Origin of the sequence: Staphylococcus roterodami (genome assembly GCA_022493055.1) — a bacterium.
Classification (GTDB): domain Bacteria; phylum Bacillota; class Bacilli; order Staphylococcales; family Staphylococcaceae; genus Staphylococcus; species Staphylococcus singaporensis.
This window is the reverse complement of the sequence record CP092781.1, coordinates 1,022,802-1,045,386: the sequence shown is the minus strand read 5'-3', so window position 1 is coordinate 1,045,386 and position 22,585 is coordinate 1,022,802. Positions and strand designations below refer to the sequence as shown.

Here is a 22,585-nt window from a genome sequence, read left to right as displayed (position 1 = left end):
TTTACCCCTCCATTAATAATAATTCTGGATTATTTAATAAACGTTTAATATGATTCATTGCATTTTGTCCAGTTGCACCATCGATTTGTCTGTGGTCAAAGCTTAATGATAATGCTAATACTGGTGCAGCAACAATTTCACCATCTTTAACGATTGGTTTTTGAGCAATACGGCCAATTCCTAAGATTGCTACTTCTGGGTGATTGATAACTGGAGTGAACCATTGTCCACCAGCTGAACCGATATTACTGATTGTGCATGTAGCACCTTTCATTTCATCGGCTGTTAATTTACCATCACGTGCTTTAACAGCTAATTCATTAATTTCATCTGAAATTTGGAAAATAGACTTACGATCAGCATGTTTAACAACAGGTACTAATAATCCTCTATCAGTGTCTGCTGCAATACCAATATTCCAGTAATGTTTATGAACGATTTCACCAGCTTCTTCATTGAATGAAGTGTTAAGTGCTGGGTATTTTTTCAATGCAGAAACAAGTGCTTTAACAACATAAGGTAAGAATGTTAATTTAGTACCTTGTTCAGCTGCAATTTCTTTAAATTTCTTACGGTGATCCCATAATGCTTGAACATCAATTTCATCCATTAATGTTACGTGAGGCGCAGTATGTTTAGAGTTAACCATTGCTTTTGCAATTGCTCTACGCATAGCTGGGATTTTTTCAGTTGTTTCTGGGAAGTCACCTTCTAATGATACTGCTGCTGGTGTTTCAGCAACTTCTTCAGTTGAAGCTGAAGTAGCTGATTCATTAGTAGCTGCTGGTGCACCACCATTTAAGTATGCATCAACATCTTCTTTAGTAATACGACCATTTTTACCTGAACCTGGAACTGCTTTAATGTTAACACCTTTTTCACGAGCGTATTTACGCACTGATGGCATTGCTTTTACAGTTCTGTTTTCATCTACTTCTTCACTTTGAGTTACTGCTGGTGCTTGTTCAGCTGGCGCTTCTTCTTTAGCTGGTTCTTCTTTAGCTGATGAATCATCATCATGACCTTTAAATTGCATATCTTCTGCATCTGGTGCATCGATTCTAACAATTACATCACCTACTACAGCTACTGTACCTTCTTCAACAACTACTTCTTCTACAGTACCAGAAACTGGTGAAGGAATTTCTACTACTGATTTGTCGTTTTGTACTTCTGCTAAAACATCGTCTTCTTCAATAGTATCTCCAGCTTTAACAAACCATTTTACAATTTCACCTTCGTGGATACCTTCCCCGATATCGGGTAATCTAAATTCAAATGCCACGTTTTTGCCCTCCTAGATTTCGCAAATTAATCATTTTATTTTAATCAATAAGACTAAAATACGCTAACTTCGTTAATTTTTATATTAATTAAAATTCTAAAGTTTCTTTTGCTTTTTCGATGATGTCGTTTTTGTTTGGTAACCAAACATTTTCAGCTTGTGTGAATGGGTAAATAGTATCTGTCGCTGCAACTCTTCCGATTGGAGCTTCTAATGAAAGGATTGCACGTTCACTAATTTCAGCCACTACTGCTGCACCAACACCTGCTTGACGTTGTGCTTCTTGAACAACAAGTGCACGTCCAGTTTTTTCAACTGAAGCAACTATTGTATCTACATCAAGTGGTTGAACAGTACGTAAGTCAATAACTTCAACAGAGTAACCATCTTTTTCAAGCTCTTCTGCAGCTTTCATTGATTCTTGAACCATTGCACCATAAGTGATGATTGAAATGTCGTTACCTTCTTTTTTAACATTCGCTTTACCAATGTCAATTGTATATTCTTCTTCAGGTACTTCTTCACGGAATGAACGATATAATTTCATATGTTCTAAATATACTACTGGATCATTACTTCTAATAGAAGAAATTAATAAACCTTTAGCGTCATATGGGCCTGAAGGAATTACAACTTTAAGACCAGGAGATTGAGCTAAAATACCTTCTAAGTTATCTGCGTGTAATTCAGGTGTGTGAACGCCACCGCCGAATGGGCTACGAATTGTAACAGGTGCAGTTTTAGTACCACCTGAACGGAAACGTGTACGAGCAATTTGTCCAGCAATTGCATCAAATACTTCAAATACGAAACCTAAGAATTGTACTTCCATAACTGGACGGAATCCTTCAACTGCAAGACCCATTGCTAAACCACCGATTCCAGATTCAGCTAATGGTGTATCGAATACTCTATCTTCACCAAATTCTTTTTGTAGTCCTTCAGTAACACGGAAAACACCGCCGTTAACACCAACGTCTTCACCAAAAATTAATACATCTTGGTCATTTTTAAGTTCAGTTTTAAGCGCGTCATTAATCGCTTGAACCATTGTCATTTGTGCCATGGCTTACTTCGACTCCTTCTCTTTGTAAATTTCATATTGTTCTGCTAAGTTTTGAGGCATATCTTCATACATAATTTCCATTAGAGAAGTAACAGTTTGTTTTTCAGTGTTATCAGCCTCTTTGATTGCTGCTTTAATATCAGATTTTGCACGTTCAATAACTTCATTTTCTTTTTCTTCATTCCATAAACCTTTGTTTTCAAGGAATTTACGGAAACGTACTAATGGATCTTTTTTCTCCCATTCAGCATCTTCATCTGAAGTTCTGTAACGAGTTGGATCGTCACCAGCCATTGTATGTGGACCATAACGGTAAGTCATAGTTTCTATTAATGTTGGACCTTCGCCTGCAACAGCGCGATCACGAGCTTCTTTAGTTGCTTGATATACAGCTAATGCATCCATACCATCAACTTGGATACCAGGAATACCTACAGCAATTGCTTTTTGAGCTAATGTCTCAGCAGCAGTTTGCTTGCTTCTTGGAGTTGAAATTGCATAGTTATTATTTTGAATAACGAAAATTGCAGGTGCTTTATAAGCTGATGCAAAGTTAATACCTTCATAGAAATCACCTTGTGATGAACCACCGTCACCAGTGTATGTGATTGCAACTGCTTTTTTACCACGTTTTTTAAGTGCGAAAGCAACACCAGCAGCTTGGATATATTGCGCACCAATAATGATTTGTGGGCTTAATGCATTAACACCTTCAGGGAATTGATTTCCTTTGAAGTGACCTCTTGAGAATAAGAAAGCTTCTGTTAATGGTAAACCATGCCAAATAATTTGAGGAACATCTCTGTATCCAGGTAAGATGTAATCTTCTTTTTCTAAAGCGTATTGAGACGCTAATTGTGATGCTTCTTGACCAGCAGTTGGTGCATAGAAACCTAAACGTCCTTGTCTGTTTAATGAGATTGAACGTTGATCAAGGATACGAGTCCATACCATTCTTTCCATTAATTCTACTAATTGTTCATCCGTAAGATCAGGTACTAAGTCTTCATTTACGACGTTACCATTCTCATCCAAAATTTGAACCATTTCAAATTTCGATTGAGTATCATTTAAAACTTTTACTGCATCGAATTGGGCTTGTAACTTAGGAGCCATTCAATTCACCATACCTTTCCCATAATTGTATAGAAATTCATTTTATCCTAATTAATTGTACCATAAATAAATGGGACTGTTAAACCATTTGAAAAAGTTCTGTTTTAATAAAAAAGATACAGATAATAGAAACTGTATTAGTTGTTTCTTGTTACCTGTATCATTATTTTATACGAACTGATCTACATCTTGTTTTTCTCTTGCAACCTTATTTTGTACTTTTGAATATTTATCTGTTACTTCTTTTAATTTCTTATAGTTTTGTCCGATTGTTTTTTCTTTTTCTCTAACACCTTGTTGTGTAGCATCACTTTGTCTTAAATATTCAAACAAAGTTTTTTCTGAATTAACAGCTGTTTTATATGTTTCTGTATATTTAACATGCATCTTATATTTTTCTTTTAACGCATCATTAAGCTGCTCTACTTCTTTTCGTTTTACATCATTACCAATGGTATCGATATGACTCCCTGCTTTTTTATAGTCTTGTTCCGATTTTTTAATTGCATCCTCTTCTTTTTTAAATTCCTTGAGTCGTTCATCTGCATTTTTAATTAAATCTTTGACTGCTTTTTCTCGGACTGATGCATCTTGACTATTTGCATTAGAAGTTAGTTTATTCTTTTTCTCATCTAATTCAGCAATCTTTTTACCAACTGATTTAATTGGTTCTTCATCTTTCTTAATTTTATCCATTTGTTCTATATACGCCTTGATTTCTTTTTTATCCGTAGTACATCCGGCAAGTAAGACACTTGATGCTAATACTACTGCGACTGTTTTTCCAAATTTCATTACTTGTACCTCCACTTGCTGTATAAATAAATGATAAATAAAATCTTATCGGAAATCAATTTTTAAACAACTTATATCCTAATACTCCTCTTAAGTATATTTGTTGACAGTTGCGTAATTTATAATATAATTTTTAAAGTTAAGAAGATAAATGAAACGCTACATTAAATTGCAATACCAAGCTCACTTGGACAATTTTAAATGCAATTCTTAACACATTATAAATTTAAATTACTACCCAAAATAAATTTTGACGGTATTAGGTTCATTTTCATAATATTAAATGAAATGTATGAGTATCTTAACAACCTTCTTACTGTCATTCAACTAAAAAATTAAAACAACAATTAAGGAAGGTGTAATATATGTTAACAATGAAAGACATTATTAGAGACGGACATCCAACATTACGTCAAAAAGCTGCCGAATTAGAATTGCCATTATCTAATGAAGATAAAGAAACATTAATCGCAATGAGAGAATTTTTAGTAAACAGTCAAGATGAAGAAATTGCTAAACGTTATGGATTACGTTCAGGTGTTGGTTTAGCAGCTCCACAAATAAACATATCTAAACGTATGATTGCTGTACTTATACCGGATGATGGAAATGGCAAAGCCTATGATTATATGCTTGTAAATCCGAAAATTGTTAGCCATAGTGTACAAGAAGCATATTTACCTACTGGTGAAGGTTGCTTAAGTGTTGATGAAAACATTGCAGGTCTTGTTCATCGTCATAATCGTATTACTATTAAAGCGAAAGATATCGAAGGCAATGATATCAAATTAAGATTAAAAGGTTACCCTGCCATCGTATTCCAACACGAAATAGATCATTTAAATGGTGTAATGTTTTATGATCATATCGACAAAGAGCATCCATTACAACCACATTCAGATGCTGTAGGCGTCTAAATAATAATATGTTTTTGTAGGAAGTGGGACAAAAATCATAAAGAGCCACTAAATATTTATTGAAAAGCTACCTCAAAGTAGGCATTGACTAAATGAAAACTTTGAAGGGAGCTTTTCTTTGATTTATGTCACATCTTTTTTAAAACAAACTACTATGTTTTAGTTTTGATTATGTGCATATAAGATTCTTTCTTACATTTACTGTTTCCCTCATCAAAAATTAACTATTTAAATTATAAACATTAAATCTTTCTTATATAACATCTCAATATGTGTAAATTTATTTTTATAAATTCAACTGTACTTTTATTCAAAATCCTAGCTTTTCAGTGAGATAAACTGCTTTATTTATTATCATTCATCATGTAAAATAAGATTTAACTGAAATTTTAGTGATGTTTCACTAATTTTTTAAAATGAACGACAAGATGACCCTAGTTTCTAATCAATATAATTGTTAAATCAATTTTTAGATTCATAAAATGATTTGCAATTAAAATGATTTTATCGTAGATACTACATTTCGATTTTTACTAGGATTAACAATAAATTAAACAAACATTCTTAGGAGGAATTTTTAACATGGCAGTATTTAAAGTTTTTTATCAACATAATAGAGATGAAGTAATTGTGCGTGAGAATACACAATCACTTTATGTTGAAGCTCAAACAGAAGAACAAGTACGTCGTTACTTGAAAGATCGTAATTTTAATATTGAATTTATTACTAAATTAGAGGGCGCACATTTAGATTACGAAAAAGAAAATTCAGAACACTTCAATGTGGAGATTGCTAAATAATGAAACAATTACATCCAAATGAAGTAGGTGTATATGCTCTTGGAGGTCTAGGTGAAATCGGTAAAAATACTTATGCAGTAGAGTATAAAGACGAAATCGTCATTATCGATGCAGGTATTAAATTCCCTGATGACAACTTATTAGGTATTGACTACGTTATTCCTGACTACACTTATCTAGAACAAAACCAAGATAAAATTGTTGGCCTATTTATAACGCATGGTCATGAAGACCATATAGGCGGTGTGCCCTTCCTATTAAAACAACTTAATATACCTATTTACGGTGGTCCATTAGCATTAGGTTTAATACGTAATAAACTTGAAGAACATCACTTATTACGTACAGCTAAATTACATGAAATAAATGAAGACAGTGTTATCAAATCTAAGCATTTCACAATTTCATTCTATTTAACTACACACAGTATTCCTGAAACATATGGTGTAATAGTTGATACACCTGAAGGAAAAATTGTCCATACTGGTGACTTTAAATTCGATTTTACTCCAGTTGGTAAACCAGCAAACATTGCAAAAATGGCTCAATTAGGTGAAGAAGGCGTATTATGTTTACTTTCTGACTCTACAAATTCACTTGTACCAGATTTTACTTTAAGTGAACGAGAAGTTGGTCAAAACGTAGATAAAATCTTCCGTAATTGTAAAGGTAGAATTATTTTTGCTACTTTTGCATCTAATATTTATCGAGTTCAGCAAGCTGTTGAAGCAGCAATCAAAAACAACCGTAAAATTGTTACATTCGGTCGTTCAATGGAGAACAATATTAAAATCGGTATGGAACTTGGATATATAAAAGCACCACCAGAAACATTTATTGAACCAAATAAAATTAATACTGTACCTAAACATGAGTTGTTAATCTTATGTACTGGTTCTCAAGGTGAGCCAATGGCTGCATTATCAAGAATCGCTAATGGTACACATAAACAAATTAAAATCATTCCAGATGATACAGTTGTATTTAGTTCATCACCTATTCCAGGCAATACTAAAAGTATTAATAGAACAATAAATGCACTATATAAAGCTGGTGCTGATGTTATTCATAGCAAGATTTCTAATATCCATACTTCAGGTCACGGTTCTCAAGGTGATCAACAGTTAATGTTACGTTTGATTAAACCTAAATACTTCTTACCGATTCACGGAGAATATCGTATGTTAAAAGCGCATGGTGAAACTGGTGTAGAATGTGGCGTTGAAGAGGATAATGTCTTTATCTTTGATATTGGGGACGTCTTAGCATTAACACATGATTCCGCTCGTAAGGCTGGACGTATTCCATCTGGAAATGTACTTGTTGATGGTAGCGGTATTGGGGATATTGGCAATGTTGTAATTAGAGACCGTAAAATGTTATCTGAAGAAGGTCTTGTGATTGTTGTGGTAAGTATTGATTTTAACACTAATAAATTATTGTCAGGTCCAGACATTATTTCACGAGGTTTTGTATATATGAGAGAATCTGGTCAATTAATTTATGATGCACAGCGCAAAATTAAAACTGATGTTATTAGTAAGTTAAACCAAAACAAAGATATTCAATGGCATCAAATTAAATCTTCCATTATCGAAACATTACAACCATATCTATATGAAAAGACAGCTAGAAAACCTATGATTTTACCAGTTATAATGAAAGTTAACGAACAAAAAGAAACAAAAAATAAGTAACAAATATAAACCTACTAACACAATTATCGTATGTTATCGAACATACCATGTGTTAGTAGGTTTTTTAAAAAAGGGATTGATGAAAAATTATAAAATTTAACATCAATCCCTTATATTTGTATCACCAATATTTAATAAAATTCGTTCAAACCGTTTTAAGCTAAGTCTTTAACGCTCGTAATCGTTTCTTATCTAGTTGCAATATTCTTTTCGAAACGATTTAAATCATTATCATGACCAATCATAATTAAAATATCACCAATTTCTAAATTGATATTTGGATTTGGCGATATGATAAAATCTTTTCCTCTTTTGATAGCAATGATATTAATACCATATTGTGCACGTATATCTAAATCTATAATAGATTGCCCTGCCATCTTTTCAGTAGCTTTTAATTCAACAATAGAATGTTCATCAGCTAATTCAAGGTAATCTAACACGCTAGCACTTGCGACATTGTGTGCTATACGTCTACCCATATCACGTTCAGGATGAACTACCGTATCAGCACCAATTTTGTTCAATATTTTCGCATGATAATCATTTTGTGCTTTTGCTGTAACTTTTTTCACACCTAACTCTTTTAAAATCAACGTCGTTAACGTACTTGACTGAATATTTTCACCAATAGCTACAATGACATGATCAAAATTACGAATACCTAAACTCTTCATAACCGCTTCATCAGTTGTATCAGCAACCACAGCGTGTGTAGCAATATCACTATATTCATTCACTCTATTTTCATCATAGTCAATAGCCATTACATCCATGTCTAATGCATTCAATTCGCGAACTATACTACCGCCAAATCGGCCAAGTCCAATGACAACATACTCTTTACCCATATTCGCCCTCCATCAAATTTTATTCATTAATTTTTAAATAAATTAAATCCGAACTAATATAAATGAGAACCCCAACAAATTAATCTAATTGCAAGAGCGCAAGTAAACGAATGTTGGGGTTACATCACAATTTATGATTTCTTTCCTTCAACATATTCTTTGTCGAAAACAAATAACCTTAATAATAATATTAACGATGGAAGTAATAAAAGTAAACCTAAAATAAAGACAATTACTAATGTCCAACCCATTTCAGGATTAACGTATGCATCTGTAATTTTTACAAACGGATATAGTAAGTATGGCAACTTACTTATACCATAACCAAAGAATGCGAACATCATCTGTAAAATAACAAATACAAATGCCCAACCATGATGTTTTTTCAAATATGTTAAAAGTGATGCTAAAGCAAAGAATACAAAACTTATAGCAAACATCCACCAATATTCAAAAACTGCTGAGTAAAAATGTTCTGCATTTTGAATTCTTAATGATAAAAATACAAATAAACAAATAATAATCATAGGTGGCCCTAAAAATATATGCCACTGTCTAGTTAAAAGATATGCTGGTTCATCGCTAGCTTTTTTCGCATAATATGTTAAAAATCCTGATGAAATATACAATACTGAAATAATTGCTAAAAAGACTACAGACCATGCAAATGGACTTAATAATAACTGAATCCAATCTAAATCAATCACATTATTTTTTACATTGATATAGCCACCTTCAGTAATAGTTAATGCTGTAGATAAGGAAGCTGGAATAAGCAATCCACTTAACCCATACATCATCATCCATGTTAATTTAGTATCTTGACCATAATTTTCAAAAGCGTAAAAGCTATTTCTTAATGAAATCATGATTAGAGCAATAGATCCTGGAATTAATAACACTGTACCTAAATATTTAATTGATTCCGGAAAAAATCCAACAAAACCAACAAAAAAGAAAACAAAGAATACATTCGTAACTTCCCATACTGGATTTAAGTAACGTGATATTAAATGATTAATTTTCTTTTCATCACCTGTTATTTTAGAATGCAATGCGAAGAAACCTGCTCCAAAATCTATAGAAGCAATAATGATATAGCAAAATAAAAACAACCATAAAACAGTTATACCAATAAATGCGTAAATCATTTTTCAACTTCTCCTCCTTGCTTCTTGGCTAAACGATCAACGTCTTCAAATACCGGCTTATTTTTAAACATACGAATCAAAACATAAGCGCATGTGTACATTAAAATGATATATAAAATGCCAAATAATATTGTAACAAAGGTTATACCGCCTGCTTGTGTTGCTGCTTCTGCTACGCGCATGTAACCACGTACAATCCATGGTTGTCTACCCATTTCAGTTAAGAACCATCCAAACTCAATCGCCAACATAGACGCAGGACCTGTTAGAAGTATTCCATAAAGCAACCATTTATGCGTTGAGAATTTTCTTAGCTTTTTAAAAATTAGCGTTAACACATAGATTCCTGAAATGACAAAACATAATATCCCCATCGCAACCATCAAATCAAAGAAATAATGGACAATTAAAGGTGGATGTAAACTTTTAGGGAAATCATTTAACCCTTGTACTTTTGTTTTAACACTATTATCTGCAAGAAAACTTAATAGCCCAGGCAATTCAATGGCACCTTTGACTTGATGTGTCTTCTCATCTAATACACCAAAAAGTAATAATTTGGCATGTGATGAAGTATCGAAATGCCATTCATATGCTGCTAATTTTTCAGGTTGGAATTTGTGCAAGAATTTTGCTGATAAATCTCCTGCCAGCATAGACAGTAATGTTGAAAAGAATCCAACAATCATGGACATTTTCAAAGCTTTTTTATGGTAGCCCGTATCCTTTGGCTGACGATTTCGTAATAATTTGAAAGCTGCAATTGATGCAATAACAAATGCCATTGTCATACCAGCTGTTGTAATTACGTGAAAAGAGCGCACAATAAATGATGGATTGAACATTGCTTCTAATGGCTGTACATTAACCATTTTCCCGTTTTTCAATTCAAATCCTGCCGGTGTATTCATAAATGAATTCACTGATGTGATAAAGAACGCTGAGAATGACCCACCAATGATTACCGGTATACTAATTATGAAATGTGTCCATTTATTTTTAAAACGATCCCATGTATATAAATATATACTTAAGAATATTGCTTCAAAGAAGAATGCAAATGTTTCCATAAATAATGGAAGCGCGATAACATGACCACCCATTTCCATAAATGTAGGCCAAATTAATGATAATTGAAGTCCTATAATTGTACCTGTAACAACTCCCACTGCTACAGTAATTGTATATGCTTTAGCCCATCGCTTAGCCATAGCTATATATTGTAAATCATTTTTGCGAATACCTAAAAATTCTGCAATTGCGAACATTAAAGGCATACCAACACCAATTGTTGCAAAAATGATATGAACTGCTAATGTCATGGCTGTCAAAAACCGACTGATCTCAACTGTATCCATATAAAAACATCACCTTTTTCTTTTTTTGATGACAACACAATGAACTTAATTATAATTGCTATAACGCGCATATTTGAAACATTATGCGCTATGAAATTGTGTATAATTTATGTCAGTTCACAATGTGTTCACAAATTTGTATTTCAAAGTATAATTGTGTATATTAATTTAGAAAAATGAAGGAGCGTTTCATATGACAAATATTATCATTTATACCCAAAATGAATGTCCACCTTGTACTTTTATAAAAAATTATTTAACAGAACATCAAGTGGCATTTGAAGAAAAAAACATCAACAATAATAAGTACCGAATTGAGATGATGGATTATGATGCATTTTCAACACCATTTATTTTATTAGATGGTAAACCAATGTATCATGTCGATTTAGAAGAAATAAACAGAGTGTTAAATATTCAACATTAAAGCTTCTATTTATAGCTTAAGCTTGTTTATTTAAAAATCTAGATCAGCCTTAAGATAAAATTTTCTTCGCTCTCAAACATCTGAAATTACTTAGCCTGAATCAACATCAACTATTTAAGTCTAATTTAAGAAAAATGGCTCTATGTCAAATTGGACTGATGAGTTCAATATCGGAAGTTAGGCAACTAAACATTGCTTAACTTCCTTTTTACTTTTTGGAGCGTAAAGTTTTGAACATAATAATATTCGATTGCGCAAATGATTGTAACTTCCATAACCAAAAGATGTACGTTTAATTAATTTTATTTTGTTATTTATACCTTCTAAAGGACCATTTGATAAATTGTAATAATCAAATGTATTTTTTATAAAGTCTACATGTTTGTTAAGTGTCTTAATTGCTCGTTGGACAACTGAATGCGTTTGGGATAATGGCATATGTTTTAATTCGTGAATAAAGCCTTCATAATCATTATGTTTAAGTTTGAATCGTAGCTGATTGATATATTGGTAGGCGTCATTTAACGAATCATCTTGATCTAATAAATACTTGACGATACCCTTTTGTGTCTTCCATTCCTTAAATAAAGCTACTTTACGATATTCAAATGCCTCTAAATCTTCTCCAGGTTTTAATAGTAATTTCGCATATCTTTTAAACTTATTATATAACGGTTGATTCGTCGTTCTTAATTCATTCATAACAGCGACTCGAATACCATTTAAAGCACGATTTAATAATTGAACAATATGGAATCGATCGATAACTATTTTAGCGTTCGGAAACATCTCTTTAATCAATGTCATATAGCCTTCATGCATATCAATGGAAACAGTCTTTACACGTTTTCTAGCTTTAAGTGAAAAACGATAAAAATACTTTTTCAACTCACTTAATCTACGATCTTCAACAATATCAATAATATGATGCGTTTGTGCATCAGCGTATATAAAACTCATTTTCCCAGAAACATTTTTAACACTTTTAAATTCATCCATCATGATATGTTCAGGAAGTGCAGAATACGGCGATTGATGAAGCGATTGAGCGGCCTCATCAATGATACGAGAAACTGTAGTAGCTGACACAGAGCAGGATTTCGCTATAGATTTTTCAGAACGAATTTCTGCTGCTTTATTAAGTACAGCTGATCGTGTTTTTTTTGATATAAAACAGTATTTATCAACTTCAGGTGTTTCGGCTGTAAAGTATCGTTCGCACGTTTTACATTTAAAACGTTGCTTACGCAACATGATATAAGTTGGATATTCGGAGATTTTAGGCATAGTGATTCTAGAAGTCTTAGATCCATTTTTGATTAAATTACCATTAATGTTTTTACAATTGCAGTTTGGGCACACCTCAGGTGTATAGATTAGTTTTGCGTAATAAAAGAAACACTTTCTCCCTTTATACTCAATTTTCTCAAGTTTACCGTCAAAAACAATATTTTTATCTTTAAAATCAAAGGTATTTAGTATAACATTATTCATAGGCGCATTATCTCCTTTAGTTATTTGTTTAGGCACTTTTAATTATAGAGATAATTGCGCTTTTTTTATATTCAAAATCAAAAAATCGGACAGATGAAAAGTAAAAAACTTTTCCATCAGTCCGATTTATTATAGAACCAGAAAAATATAAAGCAAAAAATCCGAAGTTTTCATATTCAAAGTATGAAAGCTTCGGATTTAATTTTGAAACTATCTTAATTAAGATAGCATTTTTTATTTTGCGTAATTGTTAACTAATTCAATCACTTCTTCTTGCGTTGCACAGTCAACTGCACGGTTTGCAAGTTCAGTCATTTCATTTTTACTTAAACCATTGATTTGTCTTCTAGCTTTAAGAATAGATGTTGCACTCATTGAGAACTCGTCTAATCCTAAACCTAATAACAATGGAATAGCTGTTTCATCGCCAGCCATTTCACCACACATACCAGTCCATTTACCTTCTTTATGTGACGCTTCGATAACTTGTTTAACTAAACGTAAAATTGAAGGATTATATGGTTGGTATAAATAAGATACACGCTCTGACATACGGTCTGCAGCTAGTGTATATTGAATTAAATCATTTGTACCAATACTGAAGAAATCAACTTCTTTAGCAAAGACATCAGCTAATGCTGCCGTTGCTGGTATTTCTACCATAATTCCTAATTCTATATCATCTGAAACATCATGACCTTCATTTTTAAGGTTTTCTTTTTCTTCTAATAATATAGCTTTAGCTTCTCTAAATTCATTGATTGTTGCTACCATTGGGAACATGATATTTAATTTACCGTATACTGATGCACGTAATAATGCTCGTAGTTGAGGTCTGAAAATATCTTGTTGTGCAAGACAAAGACGAATTGCTCTATAACCCAAGAATGGATTCATCTCTTCTGGTAAGTTTAAGTAAGAAAGTTCTTTATCTCCACCAATATCTAAAGTACGAACAACAACGCGTTTTCCGTCCATTGCTTCTAATACTTCTTTATAAGCTTCGAATTGTTCTTCTTCTGTTGGCATTTGGTCACGACCCATATATAAGAACTCAGTTCTATATAAGCCAATACCTTGTGCACCATTTTCAATAACACCTGGTAAATCATTAGGTGTACCAATATTTGCTGCAAGTTCAGCATGAACACCGTCAACTGTAACAGTGTCAGCATCACGTAGTTTTTGTAACTCTTTTTTGTCAGCAAAATAACGTTCACGTTTATCTTGATAAGCGATTAACTCATCTTCAGTTGGATTAATAATAACATCACCATTTAATCCATCAACGATAATCATGTCGCCTTGTTTAACTTCTTGTGTGATTGATTTTGTACCAACAATTGCTGGAATTTCTAAAGAACGACTCATAATTGCAGAGTGGCTAGTTCTTCCACCAATATTTGTAGCAAAACCTTGCACAAATTCTTTATTTAATTGAGCAGTATCAGAAGGTGTCAAGTCATTCCCTACAATAACAACGCTTTCATCAATCATGCTCGGATTTGGTAATTCCACACCTAAAATGTGTGATAATACACGTTTAGAAACGTCGCGAATATCTGCTGCACGCTCTTTCATGTATTCATTATCCATTGATTCAAAAATTGTTACAAATTGTGTTGTTACATCTGTTAATGCAGTTGCAGCATTAGCATTTTCATTTTTAATCTTATCTTGAATTGGTTGAATTAATTCAGGGTCATCTAAAACTAATAAATGTGCATCAAAGATTGCGGCTTTATCAGCACCTAGTTGAACCTCTGCATTATTTCTAATTTTAGTTAACTCAACTTTAGAAGCTTCGATAGCGCTATTGAACTTGGCAACTTCTCCTTCAACATCAGTGACTTTTTCATTTTTGTCGAATGTTAAGTCTGGCTCAACTAATAAGTAAGCTTTAGCAATTGCAACACCATCAGATGCAGCAATACCTTTAATTAATTTAGACATGATTATTTAGTCAATCCTTCTTTTGATAAGACGTCACTGATTGCTTGAATGGCGTCAGATTCATCACTACCGTCAGCATAAATTGTAATTTCAGCATCTTTACCAACACCAAGGCTCATAACACCCATGATTGATTTTAAGTTAACTTTTTTACCGTTATATTCTAATTGAATATCAGAATCAAATTTTGAAGCTGTTTGTACTAACATAGTTGCTGGTCTAGCGTGAATACCAGTCTCGTCGATGATTACATATGAATTTTGTTCCATAATTACATTTCTCCTTCGTATAGTTAGAATCTTCAATATCATTACAATACTAACTTAGTTTTATACCTTAACTTTACCAAAACCATGCTTTAAATTCAATTCGTTTAAAACCGGTTTCAGTAAAATTTGCAAATTGCAAAACTATTATAGCACCTACATGACATTTTTAATAACATTTTCGCATTTTTGTATGTGATCTTTTCCAATTTTATTCATAAAGTAGTAACTTATTGATGCTGAAACAGCTTGCCCTACAATTGGAAACCATTTTGTTTGTTTAGCTGCTGTACGTTTCGCAACATCTCTTATCACTATTTTTAAAAATGCACTTGAAATTCTCTTTCCAATAAATTGACTACCTTGAATTGCTGCCGCAGACATAATTCGTTCTTTAACATCATCGCCAAGACTATTAACTTGTTTATGGTCTAAACCATAAATTTTATTCACATCTTCGATAATGTCTTTCATAAGTTTTAAATCTACACCAAAGTCAAGCCCCGGAATTGGCACAACACTCATAGTAGAAGACATTAAAGACTTTCTTTTTACAATAGCTTCAGCACGTTCGCGTCTTTCTCTTAACTCTTTAATTGTTGACGGCATAGCGCCCTTTTCATTAACATTTTCTATTTTAAAAACTGAATTACCAATTTTATTAGTCAAATTTGATGTTAAATTATTTTTAAATCCCATAGTATTATCACCCTTCTTTTTATCAATAAAATACTATACCCCTTTTACAATATTTAATGTCTAATATTTACAAATACTGCTTTTAGATATTTTGACGGTTTGTAATGTGGATGTGTTTTAAAATCTTTTGGTAATCCCATGACCTCAGTTAATTCAAATTCCACACCGCTGTCTTCCAGTGTTTTTTTAATGGTATTTTTAAATTGTTTCAAAGGGTATACGCTTGCATTTGTACATAGCAATAAAGTCCCTTCAGAAGATAAAATATTTAAAGCACCATGAATTAATTTGTCGTAGTCTTTTTGCACTGAAAATGTACGCTTTTTACTACGTGCGAAGCTAGGTGGATCAATTACAATCGTGTCATAGCTGTGTCCATGACGCGCTGCGTATTTAAAGAAATCAAAGGTATCCATCACATAAATATATTGAGATTTAGGATCAATAGCATTTAATCCAAAATTTTCTTCAGTTAAACTTCGAGACCGATTTGCCAAATCTACACTTGTAGTCGATGTTGCTTCACTTGCTGCAATTACTGAAAAAGCACCAGTATAACTAAATAAATTTAGTACATGTCGTTCTGAAGCATATTGATCTCGTAATTTTTTACGAACTTCTTTTTGATCTAAAAAGATACCCGTCATTAAACCATCTTCAAGGTCTACATTATAGAACGTAAAGTTTTCTTCGATAACAATTGGAAAATCTGGTGCATCACCTTCAACAAATCCACCACTATACTCACTGTCTTTAAATCTTACTTTTTCATAAATAGATTTATAATTAAACACCTTTCTAACTGCTTCAAGAATTGCATATTTAAATTTATATATGCCTTTGGAATACCATTGAATTAAAAGATGTCCATCATAATAATCAATTGTTAATCCACCAATACCATCACCTTCAGCATTAAATAATCTAAAAGCATTCGTACCATCGATATTAAAGTAATATTGACGTTCTTCTATTGCGTCATTAAATAATTTAGTGAAAAATGCAATATCAATCTCCTGAGACTTATCATATGAAAGAACCCAACCTAATCCTTTGTGCTGTCTTCCAACATAAGCAGTTGCAACATATTGCGATTTATCTGTCACAATTTGGAAAATGTCTCCTTCTTTCAAGTGGTCATGAGAATATATATCCTCTTCATCTATCAATGGGTATCCATTGAAATATTTTGTTTCTTTACCTTTATTTAAAGTTGCTAACTTCATCTGACAACTTCCTTTCTATGTTTCGTTGTAGTTTTTCATATTTATAGACCAATTAATATTGTTCAATTTCGTCGTCATTAATTATTAAACTCAATATTGATTTTAACAAATTCATAATTCGAATGATATACAGGTGAATAATTGATATGAGTATGTTGCATATAACTTCAATCTTAAAAGCATCTAATCAAGTGATTGCTATTTAGGCACTTGAAAAACATTTTATAGTTAGTAAAATATATCATTACTATTTTTAAAATTACGCCTTTTCAATTAATAAAAAAGCACTATCTATAAACATCATTGAAATGTAACGAATTTAGTTAGTTTTTATTCTAACTAATAGCGTACACATCATATTGTTTAGTAGATAGTACTTTTAAATTCATGTCATTATTTATGGTCATTCTCGTAATTGCATTGAATAAGATATAATAATTGCCAATAACATTAAAAGTAATGTTGGTGTAATGAAAACTGAAAGAAGTAATCCATGAATCATTATATTAATAAATTCAGTTAACAACTTGAAGAACAATATACTTCCCATAAACAGTTGTAAATAATAAAAATTACCTTTCAAATGGAATGTTAATGTTGTAGCGATATAAGCAATGATGATAAATAACAAAATTAATAAAGTAACCCATTCGATGACATATTGTGTTTGAGACAACTTCCAATCACCAGACACAAATAATGCATTACGGTTATTAAATTCTAAAAATGTAAATAAGAAAATAACAGCACCACAAAATAGTTCAACATACATAGGTTTAACCCATTTTGGTTTTCTCATCCAATTTGGAATATCATCTTCCTGAATATCGATAATTTCATTAACTTTCGCTTTGAATTTATCTCTTTTAGCTCTAATTTTATCTAAATCGACACTTCTTCTTGTCTTACGTGCATATTCTGTAGTCTTATCTTGGAGTTGTTTCAAGTGAATTTTAGTTTGATTCGTAACATTTCCTTTACTCGTTCTTGATAATTCTGGCTCTTCTTCTCCTAATTCTTGTTTCGTTAATGGTAAAGCACGACGCAAGAATAAGAAATTCCAAATAGCCATTTGACCAAGTAACCACATAATAATAAAGAAAGCATTGACACTTAATATATCAATTGATTCTATCTCGTTAGCATCAATTCTGCCATATAATGCAATTTGTGTAATTAAATAACTTATACCATAACTTACGATAATCCACATGTAATGATTTTTAACATTTTCTTGATTCAATTCATCTTTATAAACGATATAACCAATATGAATCGTAAATGGAATAATAAAAATCACTGCAAAGAATCCATATACTTGAGTCATTAATATAAGTGTAATAATAAAGTACATGATACCGATAACTAAGAAAAAGATAGAAATATCATAGTCATACTTAATTGTTCTATATAATGTATGACCAATCAACATAACTAAAATACCGAATATAATTATCACAATTGCACTAACTATAGGGAAATTACCTATAAATCGACTCATTACTTTTACAATTTCGCTGAAAAATGCATTCAGAAATTCCCACACGTTATGAACATGTGTATCAACTTTTTTGCCACCTGTTAATTGTTTAATTAATGGCAAGTTGATTAAAATAATGAGACCAGTGAAGAGTGAAACGATACCGATTAAATAGCTAAAAATAATTTCGGCGTGTTTCCTAAGAAAAGACATTATGTTCACCTCAAAATCATTATATATTAATCTAATGTTGTTGTCTTTATATAAATGAATAAATAGTGCTATAGACTTAGAAAAGTTTATAAAAAGCATAACTGGGTAAAAACCATATGTAAATCATTATCCAACTTTGGGAGGAATTAATCATGACAAATGAAGATAAAAATAAAAAAGCTGCAGAAAAAGCTAAAGAAGTAGAAGAAAAATTAAAAGATAAAAAAGAAGAAAACACAGACGATATTAATCAAACAAAACAAGATATACAAGATACATTAAATTAAAGTTAAAGCCCCTAACATTCTTTAGTTGTTAGGGGCTTGCATGTGTGCTTAGAAAGCATTCCTACTCTTTCCCTTTCAACCTTTTTTGTAGGGGCTTATGTGAAATGAAACATGGCAATCGTCTGTACTCCTCACCTCTCGTTATTTTTAAAATTTCAAGAGGCTATTATGTAGTTAAGTATCATACATGTTTTATTTCTTTCTCATTACTTTATTACAAGCGCCTAATACAAGCATTTCCTTACTCTCAATACCAACTTTTCGTAATTTACACTTATATTCAATTATTTTCAAACATCACATTTCAACATACTAGCAAAACAAATATTATTATTTTGAAAATAAATTTAACTAGATTCAATTCGTCAGAGGTATTGACATTATTTTGCAAACGTCTTACAGTATAATTAAATAAATCGCACACACTAGGGGTGTTTTATACTGAGATGAGGCTTGCCCTCAAACCCTTCGAACCTGATCTAGTTTGAACTAGCGTAGGAAAGTGTTACTATACATATGCTTTAATGATATATATTGTGAACGCACAACTTTCCTATGGATGGTTGTGCGTTTTTTTATTAGGAGGATGTAAAAATGTCAAAAGGTTTAAAGCTATCTGAAATTCTAGTAACCGTACTTATTTCAGTAGTATTCGCAGTTATTTACAATTTATGGTGGTTTGTATACAATGGCGTACAAGCTACAGGACTTCACCTCGAGCAACTCACAAATGGGGTTTGGTTCATGGCAGCAATTGTCTGCTATTTAATCATTCCTAAACCAGGTATTGCACTCTTAGCTGAATTTGCTGCTGGTGCAGGTGAAACTATCATTATGGGCCGTTTCGATATTCCAACTATCGTTTACGCTTTTATTCAAGGTTTAGCTTGTGAACTTGTCTTTGCAATTTTTAAATACCAATCTCGTTCAGTTATGGTAGCTATGTTAGCAGGATTTTGTACTGCAATTGCAGCTTTCCCTATTGATTATTACTATGGCTACTTAAATGAAGTTGCAGGTTGGAATTTAACTTTATTCATCGTATTTAGACTAATTAGTGGCGCAGTTGTCGCGGGTGTATTCTCTTATCTTTTAGTAAAAGCATTAGATAAGACAGGAGTTACAAGATTATTTAGACCTGCTTCTAAAGAAGACTACGACAACTTATAAAAGGAGCATGCAAAGTGTTAAAGGTTAGTGATTTACGACTAAAATATCCGAATGGTCAGCGAAAGATTTTCGATCATCTAAACATCACCATTCAGGATAAAGAAAAAGTACTTTTATTAGGACCTTCTGGATGTGGTAAAAGCACCCTTCTCAATGTATTGAGTGGTATTGTTCCTAATTTAATCGAACTACCTATGAAATATGATGAATTAATTATCGATCCCTTAAGTGGCGTAATTTTCCAAGATCCAGATAGTCAATTTTGTATGCCAAAAGTTTACGAAGAACTAGCTTTCGTTTTAGAAAATAGACAAGTACCGCGTCAAGATATGGATCAGTTAATTATTGATGCTTTAAATATGGTTAACTTGAATGTTACATCTGCAACATACGTTAAAGATTTAAGCGGTGGAATGAAGCAAAAGCTTGCAATTGTTGAAACAATTCTTCAGCAATCAAAAACATTATTTTTAGATGAACCAACTGCAATGCTAGATGTTCAAGCAACAAAAGACTTGTGGTCCAAGTTAATTGAATTATGGGAAGATCAAACAGTTGTCATAGTTGAACATAAAGTGAATCACATATGGCAACATGTCGATCGTGTAATTCTAATGGATTATGCCGGTAATATTATTGCTGATGCAAACCCTAATACAATACTAAATGAATACGATAGTTTATTAACTGAGTATGGTGTCTGGCATCCTAATGCTTGGGACTATGCACCAAAGCCTATCGCCTTCCCAGCATCAAAAGATAATTTATTACACTTTAACGAAGGAAATATCATTCGAGGCAAATCTACATTATTTACTTTTTCAGATTTAAAAATAGATAAAGGTGAATGGATTACGATTACAGGAGCAAATGGTAGTGGGAAAACTACATTACTTGAATCAATTATGCAATTAATTAAATATCAAGGTAGTGTGCATTTTCAGAATCAGCGTTTAACTAAAATTAAACATGCTGCCCAAAATATGTATCTTGTTTATCAAAATCCTGAATTACAGTTCATTACAAATTCAGTTTACGAAGAAATTAATATTCACTTTAATCATCTTTCTAAGAATGAAAGTGATAATGAAACGATGCATCTTTTAAAATTATTGAATTTAGAAGATGTCAAAGACCAACATCCATTTGAATTATCTATCGGTCAAAAGCGACGTCTTAGTGTTGCTACAGCATTAAGTTCAAAAGCAGATATCATTTTTTTAGATGAACCCACATTTGGACTTGATAGTCATAATACATTCGAATTGATTAAACTTTTCCAACAACGCGTTCAAATCGGTCAAAGTATTGTGATGGTAACACATGATAATGAAATAATTGCACGCTATCCATCAAAAAGACTTAAAATTTCGGATGGTAAATTGCTAGATTGTGATGGTGATATTAATGTATGAACAATGGAAAATTAGACATTCATTCGTTGATGATGTCAATATTATAACGAAGCTTTTTCTAGGCATCTTACTATTTTTCTTCATTATATTTGTGCATAATTTTGATTTTATGCTTTATACCACCATCTTATTATTAGTATTTTTACTTCTATTTAATGGTACTCAGTTTAAAATCACAGCAATATTTATAGCTATAAGTGTTGGCTTTGCATTACTATCTTCCCTTTTCATGATTTTATACGGAAATGGAAGCCATACCATATTGAAATTTGGTTTTATCCATATTACGACAGAAAGTTTAATACGTGGTTTACATGTCTCTTTAAGAACGATTGCTATGTCTTTCTTCGGAATATTAATTGCATTAACATCACAAGTTGTTATGATTTTTTATAGTTTAATGCAACATTTAAAAGTTAAATCGAAAGTTGCATACGCATTTATGGCTGCTATAAGAATGTTACCTTTAATGATAAGTTCTTTGATACAATTACGCAGATCCTTAAAAATGCGCTATCAAATGATAGATGCATCAAACTATAGAGGACTTAATAGGTTTAAACATTTAATCATACCTTTGTTAAGCCAAAACATAAGAAAGGCACATCAATTATCGGTAGCAATGGAGTCGAAAGGATTCAAAGATGGTCCTCGGACTTATTATTACAATGTACCTTTCTCATATAAAGACATTGTCTTTATCATAGTTTTAATTGCCATTATTACAATGGCATACTATTGTTCAATGACATTTCCTATTACGGGTATTGATGATGTTCGTCTAGGTCGTGTCGGTTAAATTTTATCCATAATTGTATAGATATAAAGTTAGAAATTCATTTGTATAGAAAAGAAACCATTTATTCCATAATACTTCAAAGAAAGGGCCACAAACATGTTATATTGTTCATCCAAACA

Annotated in this window: 21 protein-coding genes, 1 pseudogene and 1 riboswitch; of the genes and pseudogenes, 9 read left to right on the top strand and 13 right to left on the bottom strand. The window is 31.9% G+C overall.

What is annotated here, in order from left to right:
* Position 1 precedes the first annotated feature (1 nt).
* The 4 genes from ML436_05185 to ML436_05170 form a co-directional block, all read right to left on the bottom strand.
* Positions 2 to 1,285, bottom strand: coding sequence for a 2-oxo acid dehydrogenase subunit E2 (locus ML436_05185; protein UMT79127.1), 1,284 nt, complete (start codon positions 1,283 to 1,285; stop codon positions 2 to 4).
* Positions 1,286 to 1,373: 88 nt separating this feature from the next.
* On the bottom strand, positions 1,374 to 2,351 hold the full coding sequence (locus tag ML436_05180; GenBank protein ID UMT79126.1) for an alpha-ketoacid dehydrogenase subunit beta: 978 nt from the start codon (positions 2,349 to 2,351) through the stop codon (positions 1,374 to 1,376).
* Between the two features lie 3 nt (positions 2,352 to 2,354).
* Positions 2,355 to 3,467 (bottom strand): pyruvate dehydrogenase (acetyl-transferring) E1 component subunit alpha, encoded by a 1,113-nt coding sequence (pdhA, locus tag ML436_05175; GenBank protein UMT79125.1) that lies wholly within the window; start codon positions 3,465 to 3,467, stop codon positions 2,355 to 2,357.
* 168 nt (positions 3,468 to 3,635) lie between these two features.
* Entirely contained in the window at positions 3,636 to 4,262 is a 627-nt protein-coding gene (locus ML436_05170) for a YkyA family protein (protein UMT79124.1), read from the bottom strand.
* 365 nt (positions 4,263 to 4,627) lie between these two features.
* On the opposite strand from ML436_05170, the gene def reads away from it, so the two are divergent.
* From def to ML436_05155, 3 genes are all read left to right on the top strand, one after another.
* The gene (def, locus tag ML436_05165) at positions 4,628 to 5,179 is read left to right on the top strand and encodes a peptide deformylase (GenBank protein ID UMT79123.1); all 552 of its coding nucleotides are present in this window, start codon (positions 4,628 to 4,630) and stop codon (positions 5,177 to 5,179) included.
* 582 nt (positions 5,180 to 5,761) lie between these two features.
* A complete protein-coding gene (locus tag ML436_05160) occupies positions 5,762 to 5,980 on the top strand; it encodes a DNA-dependent RNA polymerase auxiliary subunit epsilon family protein (protein UMT79122.1) in 219 nt (72 codons plus the stop codon).
* Positions 5,980 to 7,677: a ribonuclease J gene (locus ML436_05155; protein ID UMT79121.1), complete on the top strand. Its 1,698-nt coding sequence runs from the start codon at positions 5,980 to 5,982 to the stop codon at positions 7,675 to 7,677. Before ML436_05160 ends, ML436_05155 begins: the two co-directional genes overlap by 1 nt.
* 188 nt (positions 7,678 to 7,865) lie before the next feature.
* On the opposite strand, the gene ML436_05150 is transcribed toward ML436_05155, so the two are convergent.
* The 3 genes from ML436_05150 to ML436_05140 all read right to left on the bottom strand — a co-directional run bounded on the left by ML436_05150 (position 7,866) and on the right by ML436_05140 (position 11,037).
* Positions 7,866 to 8,528 (bottom strand): TrkA family potassium uptake protein, encoded by a 663-nt coding sequence (locus ML436_05150; protein ID UMT79120.1) that lies wholly within the window; start codon positions 8,526 to 8,528, stop codon positions 7,866 to 7,868.
* Positions 8,529 to 8,659: 131 nt separating this feature from the next.
* The gene (locus ML436_05145; protein ID UMT79119.1) at positions 8,660 to 9,679 is read right to left on the bottom strand and encodes a cytochrome d ubiquinol oxidase subunit II; all 1,020 of its coding nucleotides are present in this window, start codon (positions 9,677 to 9,679) and stop codon (positions 8,660 to 8,662) included.
* Complete coding sequence (locus ML436_05140) at positions 9,676 to 11,037, bottom strand: cytochrome ubiquinol oxidase subunit I (GenBank protein ID UMT79118.1); 1,362 nt, start codon at positions 11,035 to 11,037, stop codon at positions 9,676 to 9,678. Before ML436_05140 ends, ML436_05145 begins: the two co-directional genes overlap by 4 nt.
* A 193-nt stretch (positions 11,038 to 11,230) precedes the next feature.
* Here ML436_05140 and ML436_05135 point away from each other — a divergent pair, with 193 nt between their 5' ends.
* Together ML436_05135 and ML436_05130 are read left to right on the top strand one after the other, a co-directional pair.
* Entirely contained in the window at positions 11,231 to 11,464 is a 234-nt protein-coding gene (locus tag ML436_05135; GenBank protein UMT79117.1) for a glutaredoxin family protein, read from the top strand.
* Positions 11,465 to 11,595: 131 nt separating this feature from the next.
* Positions 11,596 to 11,664 (top strand): annotated as a pseudogene (locus tag ML436_05130) (hypothetical protein).
* On the opposite strand, the gene ML436_05125 reads toward ML436_05130, so the two are convergent.
* The 6 genes from ML436_05125 to ML436_05100 all read right to left on the bottom strand — a co-directional run bounded on the left by ML436_05125 (position 11,642) and on the right by ML436_05100 (position 18,795).
* Positions 11,642 to 12,958: an ISL3 family transposase gene (locus ML436_05125; GenBank protein ID UMT79116.1), complete on the bottom strand. Its 1,317-nt coding sequence runs from the start codon at positions 12,956 to 12,958 to the stop codon at positions 11,642 to 11,644. The pseudogene ML436_05130 and the gene ML436_05125 sit on opposite strands and share 23 nt — an antisense overlap.
* 234 nt (positions 12,959 to 13,192) lie before the next feature.
* Positions 13,193 to 14,911 carry a phosphoenolpyruvate--protein phosphotransferase gene (gene ptsP / locus ML436_05120; protein ID UMT79115.1) on the bottom strand — a complete coding sequence of 573 codons (1,719 nt, stop codon included), beginning with the start codon at positions 14,909 to 14,911 and terminating at the stop codon, positions 13,193 to 13,195.
* Between the two features lie 2 nt (positions 14,912 to 14,913).
* Positions 14,914 to 15,180: a phosphocarrier protein HPr gene (locus ML436_05115; GenBank protein UMT79114.1), complete on the bottom strand. Its 267-nt coding sequence runs from the start codon at positions 15,178 to 15,180 to the stop codon at positions 14,914 to 14,916.
* Positions 15,181 to 15,333: 153 nt separating this feature from the next.
* A complete protein-coding gene (locus ML436_05110) occupies positions 15,334 to 15,876 on the bottom strand; it encodes a DUF697 domain-containing protein (GenBank protein ID UMT79113.1) in 543 nt (180 codons plus the stop codon).
* Positions 15,877 to 15,929: 53 nt separating this feature from the next.
* Complete coding sequence (locus tag ML436_05105; GenBank protein ID UMT79112.1) at positions 15,930 to 17,102, bottom strand: class I SAM-dependent rRNA methyltransferase; 1,173 nt, start codon at positions 17,100 to 17,102, stop codon at positions 15,930 to 15,932.
* Between the two features lie 403 nt (positions 17,103 to 17,505).
* Entirely contained in the window at positions 17,506 to 18,795 is a 1,290-nt protein-coding gene (locus ML436_05100; GenBank protein UMT79111.1) for a hypothetical protein, read from the bottom strand.
* A gap of 152 nt (positions 18,796 to 18,947) precedes the next feature.
* Between ML436_05100 and graF the strand changes: the two genes are divergently transcribed.
* From graF to ML436_05080, 4 genes are all read left to right on the top strand, one after another.
* Entirely contained in the window at positions 18,948 to 19,082 is a 135-nt protein-coding gene (gene graF / locus ML436_05095) for a glycopeptide resistance-associated protein GraF (GenBank protein ID UMT79110.1), read from the top strand.
* A gap of 417 nt (positions 19,083 to 19,499) precedes the next feature.
* A riboswitch (TPP riboswitch) is annotated at positions 19,500 to 19,600 on the top strand.
* A gap of 76 nt (positions 19,601 to 19,676) precedes the next feature.
* Complete coding sequence (locus tag ML436_05090; protein UMT79109.1) at positions 19,677 to 20,252, top strand: ECF transporter S component; 576 nt, start codon at positions 19,677 to 19,679, stop codon at positions 20,250 to 20,252.
* Positions 20,253 to 20,266: 14 nt separating this feature from the next.
* Positions 20,267 to 21,667, top strand: a complete 1,401-nt coding sequence (locus ML436_05085) for an energy-coupling factor ABC transporter ATP-binding protein (GenBank protein ID UMT79108.1) — start codon at positions 20,267 to 20,269, stop codon at positions 21,665 to 21,667.
* Entirely contained in the window at positions 21,660 to 22,466 is an 807-nt protein-coding gene (locus tag ML436_05080) for an energy-coupling factor transporter transmembrane protein EcfT (protein UMT79107.1), read from the top strand. Before ML436_05085 ends, ML436_05080 begins: the two co-directional genes overlap by 8 nt.
* Positions 22,467 to 22,585: the final 119 nt, after the last annotated feature.

What these genes read in the sequence shown, in the direction of transcription:
- ML436_05170 (UMT79124.1), bottom strand. Translation starts at nt 4,262, where the DNA reads ATGAAATTTGGAAAAACAGTCGCAGTAGTATTAGCATCAAGTGTCTTA.
- ML436_05160 (UMT79122.1), top strand. Translation starts at nt 5,762, where the DNA reads ATGGCAGTATTTAAAGTTTTTTATCAACATAATAGAGATGAAGTAATT.
- ML436_05110 (UMT79113.1), bottom strand. Translation starts at nt 15,876, where the DNA reads ATGGGATTTAAAAATAATTTAACATCAAATTTGACTAATAAAATTGGT.
- pdhA (UMT79125.1), bottom strand. Translation starts at nt 3,467, where the DNA reads ATGGCTCCTAAGTTACAAGCCCAATTCGATGCAGTAAAAGTTTTAAAT.
- ML436_05180 (UMT79126.1), bottom strand. Translation starts at nt 2,351, where the DNA reads ATGGCACAAATGACAATGGTTCAAGCGATTAATGACGCGCTTAAAACT.
- ML436_05100 (UMT79111.1), bottom strand. Translation starts at nt 18,795, where the DNA reads ATGTCTTTTCTTAGGAAACACGCCGAAATTATTTTTAGCTATTTAATC.
- ML436_05080 (UMT79107.1), top strand. Translation starts at nt 21,660, where the DNA reads ATGTATGAACAATGGAAAATTAGACATTCATTCGTTGATGATGTCAAT.
- ML436_05125 (UMT79116.1), bottom strand. Translation starts at nt 12,958, where the DNA reads ATGAATAATGTTATACTAAATACCTTTGATTTTAAAGATAAAAATATT.
- graF (UMT79110.1), top strand. Translation starts at nt 18,948, where the DNA reads ATGACAAATGAAGATAAAAATAAAAAAGCTGCAGAAAAAGCTAAAGAA.
- ML436_05115 (UMT79114.1), bottom strand. Translation starts at nt 15,180, where the DNA reads ATGGAACAAAATTCATATGTAATCATCGACGAGACTGGTATTCACGCT.
- ML436_05145 (UMT79119.1), bottom strand. Translation starts at nt 9,679, where the DNA reads ATGATTTACGCATTTATTGGTATAACTGTTTTATGGTTGTTTTTATTT.
- ML436_05155 (UMT79121.1), top strand. Translation starts at nt 5,980, where the DNA reads ATGAAACAATTACATCCAAATGAAGTAGGTGTATATGCTCTTGGAGGT.
- ML436_05140 (UMT79118.1), bottom strand. Translation starts at nt 11,037, where the DNA reads ATGGATACAGTTGAGATCAGTCGGTTTTTGACAGCCATGACATTAGCA.
- ML436_05150 (UMT79120.1), bottom strand. Translation starts at nt 8,528, where the DNA reads ATGGGTAAAGAGTATGTTGTCATTGGACTTGGCCGATTTGGCGGTAGT.
- ML436_05135 (UMT79117.1), top strand. Translation starts at nt 11,231, where the DNA reads ATGACAAATATTATCATTTATACCCAAAATGAATGTCCACCTTGTACT.
- ML436_05090 (UMT79109.1), top strand. Translation starts at nt 19,677, where the DNA reads ATGTCAAAAGGTTTAAAGCTATCTGAAATTCTAGTAACCGTACTTATT.
- ML436_05105 (UMT79112.1), bottom strand. Translation starts at nt 17,102, where the DNA reads ATGAAGTTAGCAACTTTAAATAAAGGTAAAGAAACAAAATATTTCAAT.
- def (UMT79123.1), top strand. Translation starts at nt 4,628, where the DNA reads ATGTTAACAATGAAAGACATTATTAGAGACGGACATCCAACATTACGT.
- ptsP (UMT79115.1), bottom strand. Translation starts at nt 14,911, where the DNA reads ATGTCTAAATTAATTAAAGGTATTGCTGCATCTGATGGTGTTGCAATT.